2 protein-coding genes are annotated in these 3,989 nt (G+C 76.6%); both read right to left on the bottom strand.

The annotated features are described in order from the left end of the window. Positions 1-226: 226 nt before the first annotated feature. Positions 227-1,903, bottom strand: a complete 1,677-nt coding sequence (locus ACIBK9_RS19485; protein ID WP_397159860.1) for a (2,3-dihydroxybenzoyl)adenylate synthase — start codon at positions 1,901-1,903, stop codon at positions 227-229. Then, positions 1,884-3,923 carry an acetate--CoA ligase family protein gene (locus ACIBK9_RS19480; RefSeq protein WP_397159858.1) on the bottom strand — a complete coding sequence of 680 codons (2,040 nt, stop codon included), beginning with the start codon at positions 3,921-3,923 and terminating at the stop codon, positions 1,884-1,886. The genes ACIBK9_RS19485 and ACIBK9_RS19480 overlap by 20 nt, the downstream gene beginning before the upstream one ends. Between the last annotated feature and the right edge of the window lie 66 nt (positions 3,924-3,989).

The following is a 3,989-nucleotide window of genomic DNA, read 5'->3' as shown; positions in this document are numbered from 1 at the left end:
CCGGCGTCCTTCGTCTCGCCTGCGATCGGACGGGATCACCGTCCGCCTCCCAGCATCCTTCCCGAGCGCCGTAATCCACCACAAGCCCGTATTTATCGGGATTTCGGTCACGCAAAAAGTCCGCCGAGCCGCCGCGCCGGGCCTGACATGGCGCTACGCGGCCGACGAGCACGCACCGAGCAGGGACGCTCGCCGACCGTACGCGCCGGAGCGGCGGCGGGCTTCGTCACCCCCCGGCAAGCTCGGCCCTGAGGCGGTCGGCGATGTCGGCCCTGAGGGCCTTCTTGTCGATCTTCCCGACCTTGGTCCAGGCGAGCTCCTCGACGACGACGAGCCGTTCGGGAAGCTTGAAGCGGGCGACCTCCGCGCTCTCCATCCGCGCCCGGATCTCCTCCAGCGTGACCGTCGCCCCGGCCCGCGGCACGACGTACACGCACACGCGCTCCCCGAGCACGGGGTCCGGCATGGCCACGGCGGCGACCTGGCTCACGGCGGGCAGCCGGTACACGAGGTTCTCGATCTCCTCGGCCGAGATCTTCTCCCCGCCCCGGTTGATCATGTCCTTGTCGCGGCCGGCCACCACGAGGTTGCCCTCGGGGGTGCGCAGGCATATGTCACCCGTGCGGAACCAGCCGTCGCCGGTGAAGGAGCGGGCGTTGTGCTCCGCCGCCCGGTAGTACCCGCGAGGGGTGTACGGCCCACGGGTGAGCAGCAGCCCCGGCCGGCCGTCCGGCACGTCCCGGTCCTGCTCGTCCACGATCCTGATCTCGTCGGCGGGGCACAGCGGACGGCCCTGCGTGCCGCACACCGTCTCCACGGGGTCGTCGAGGCGGGTGAAGTTCAGCAGCCCCTCCGCCATGCCGAACACCTGCTGCAACCTCGCCCCCAGCACCGGCTCGACCTGGCACGCCAGCTCGTCCGCGAGGCGGGCGCCGCCGACCTGGACGACCCGCAGGGTGGCGAGCTGCCCGGCGCCGTGCCGCACGGCCCGCTCCAGCCAGCGGCCGGCGACCGCGGGCACCACCGCGGTGTGCGTGACGCCTTCCGCCTCGATCGTGGCGAAGGCCCGTACGGGCTCGGGCGAGGGCAGCATGACCACCCGGCCCCCGGCGAGCAGGACGCCCAGGATCCCCGGGCAGGCGAGCGGGAAGTTGTGCCCGGCGGGCAGGCTGACCAGGTAGACCGAGTCCTTCGTGACCCCGGCGACCTCGGCGCTGGCCCGGGCGTTGTAGGCGTAGTCGTCGTGGGTGCGGGCGATGAGCTTGGGCAGGCCGGTCGTGCCCCCGGACAGCAGGAAGACGGCCACGTCCCGGGAGGAGGGGGCGGGCAGGTCGAAGCCGGTCCGGCCGGTGGGCGGGCCGCACAGGGCCCGCAGGTCGACGCTTCCCGGCGCGACGTCGTCCCCGGCGACCAGCACCCGCCATCCGGCCCCGGTGGCGGCGCGCACGTCGGCCGCGAGGTCGTGGGCGAGCCGCTGGTGGTCGAAGTCCCTGCTCCGGTCGGGGACGGCGATCGCCACCGCCTCGGCGTGCACGGCCAGATACCTCAGCTCGGCCCGGCGATGGGCGGGCAGCGCCATCACCGGCACGATGCCCGCGCGCAGGCACGCCAGCAGCAGGACGACGAACTCCCACGAGTTGCCCAGCTGCATGACGATCCGCTCGCCCGGCGCGAGGCCGAGGTCGCGCAGGCGGACGGCGGCGGCGTCGGCGCGATCGGCCAGCTCGCCGTACGTGAGGCGCAGCCCCGGCCCGTCGACCAGCGCGGTGGCGTCCGGATGGCGGTCGGCGGCCTCCCGCAGCAGGGTGCCGATCGCGACCCCGGCCCAGTAGCCCTGCTCGGTGAAGCGGGTGACGTCGGCGTCGGGCCAGGGCACGGTGTGCTCAGTGATCGGGGTGGGCATCGTCGGCCTTCCTGGTGAGGATGACGGCGTCAAGCGCGATCAGACCTCGCCGCGTGAGCCGGAGCGGATTGACCTCGATCTCGTCCAGGAGCGGGTTGGCGACGAGCAGGTCGCCGAGCCTGGAGACGATCGTGCCGAGGTCGTCGGGGTCGAGGACGGGGCCGCCGCGCCACCCGGCGAGCAGGGCCCGCCCGGCCAGTTCTGCCGCCATGCCGGCGGCTTCGCCGGGAGACAGCGGGGCGAGCCGGACGGCGACGTCGGCCAGGGCCTCGGCCACCGTGCCGCCCAGCCCGACGAGCACCACGGGCCCGAAGACGGGGTCGCGCCGCGCGCCGACGACCAGATCGATCCCGGCCGGCGCCATGGCCTCCACCAGGTAGCGGCGCGCGCCCGCCGCGTCCAGCGCGTCGAGCGCGGCGTCCAGGCCGGCGGAGGTGGACACGCCCAGGTGCACGCCGCCGATCTCCGTCTTGTGCAGGACGTCGGCGTCCAGCAGCTTGACGGCGACCGCCGTCCCGAGGGAGTCGAAGGCGGCGTGGGCGGCGGCCCGGTCCGGGCAGGCGTGGCGGGGCATGGTGGCCACGCCCAGCCGTCCGAGCAGGGCCTTGCCGGCGTGCTCGTCGTACCGGGCGGCCGGGACGGCCGGCGCCCGCCAGGGGGCGGAGGCGGCCGGGCGGGCCGTCCGCGCGCGGGCGTCGGCCAGCAGCGCGGCGGTGGCGGCGGCGACGCCGCGGGCGTCGGCGGCCACCGGGACGCCCGACCCGCGCAGGGCCATGCGGTCGCGGACGACGGCGTCGCCCGTGCCCGCCAGCCCGAGGACGACGGGGACGCCCCCGGCCAGGCCCTCGGTGACGGCGGCGACGACGTCGACCGCGTCCGGTTCGTGCAGGACGTACCCCGCGATGACGTGGACGCCGGGGTCGGCCCCGGTGGCGGCGAGCACCGCGCCCAGCTCGGGCCCCGGACGGCCGGTGTCGACCGGGTTGCGCTGGAAGGTCAGCGGCGGCAGCAGCCCGGCCAGGGTCTCCCGGGTGCCGGGGGCGAGCTCGGGCACCCGGATCCCGCGTCCGCGCAGGTCGTCGAGGAGCAGCAGGCCCGGACCCGCCTGGGCGGTCACGACACCCACCCCCGGGTCGGCGCACGGGCGGGCCCGCGTCACCGCGAGCGCGCCGACGGCGTCGACGAGTTCGCGTTCGTCGTCGACGAGGACCGCCCCCGCCTGGGCCAGCGCGGCGCGCGTGGTGCGCCAGGAGGTCGCCAGCGCCCCCGTGTGCGAGGCGGCGAAGGCCCCGACGTCGTGGCGGCCGACGACCAGGGCGACGACCGGCCGGGTCGCGGTGAGGCGGCGCACGCTCTCGACCAGCCGGGGCCCGTCCGCCACCGACTCCACGTGCAGCGCGACGGCCGTGGTGCGGGGGTCGCCGGCGAGGTGGTCGAGGACGTCGGGGGCGGTGACGCCGGCCGCGTTCCCGAGGCCGACGGCGAGACTGACGCCGTGCCCCGCCTCGGTCAGCGCGAACGCCAGGGCGTGGTTGACGCCGCCGCTGGCGGCCACGACGGCGACGGCGCCCGGCCGCACCCGGTGGGCGCCGGGGACGAAGCTGGCGGTCAGCCGCGCGTGCGGGGCCAGGAAGCCGCTGGTGTTGGGGCCGAGGAGGCGCAGGCCCGAGTCCCGGGCGATGGCGGCGAGCCGTCGCTGGTGCTCGATCCCGGCGCCGCCCGCCTCGGCGAACCCGCCGCCGCACACGACGGCGGCCCGCACGCCCGCCTCCGCCGCCTCGGCGAGCACGCCGGCGCACGCCGGGGCGGGCACGCAGAGCAGCGCGAGATCGACGGGGCCCGCCGCGGCGGCGGCGCCGACGGACGGGTGCATGGCGTCGTCGCGCGCGTTCACCAGCGCCAGGAACCCGCCGAAACCGGACAGCGAACGGGCCATGGCGGCGCCCAGTTTGCCCGGATCCCGGGACGCGCCGACCACCGCGACACCCCGGGGCCCGAACAACGGGCCCAGGTCGCCCATGAGAGCACCCGAACCGGGTCCGAGGCCGTCCACGCGAGCACGCGGACCGGATCCCAGGCCGTCCAT

The sequence above is a fragment of the Nonomuraea sp. NPDC050227 genome (assembly GCF_044459705.1).
Lineage (GTDB): Bacteria > Actinomycetota > Actinomycetes > Streptosporangiales > Streptosporangiaceae > Nonomuraea.
The sequence above is the reverse complement of the archived record's forward strand: the minus strand, read 5'-3'. Positions and strand labels throughout refer to the sequence as shown.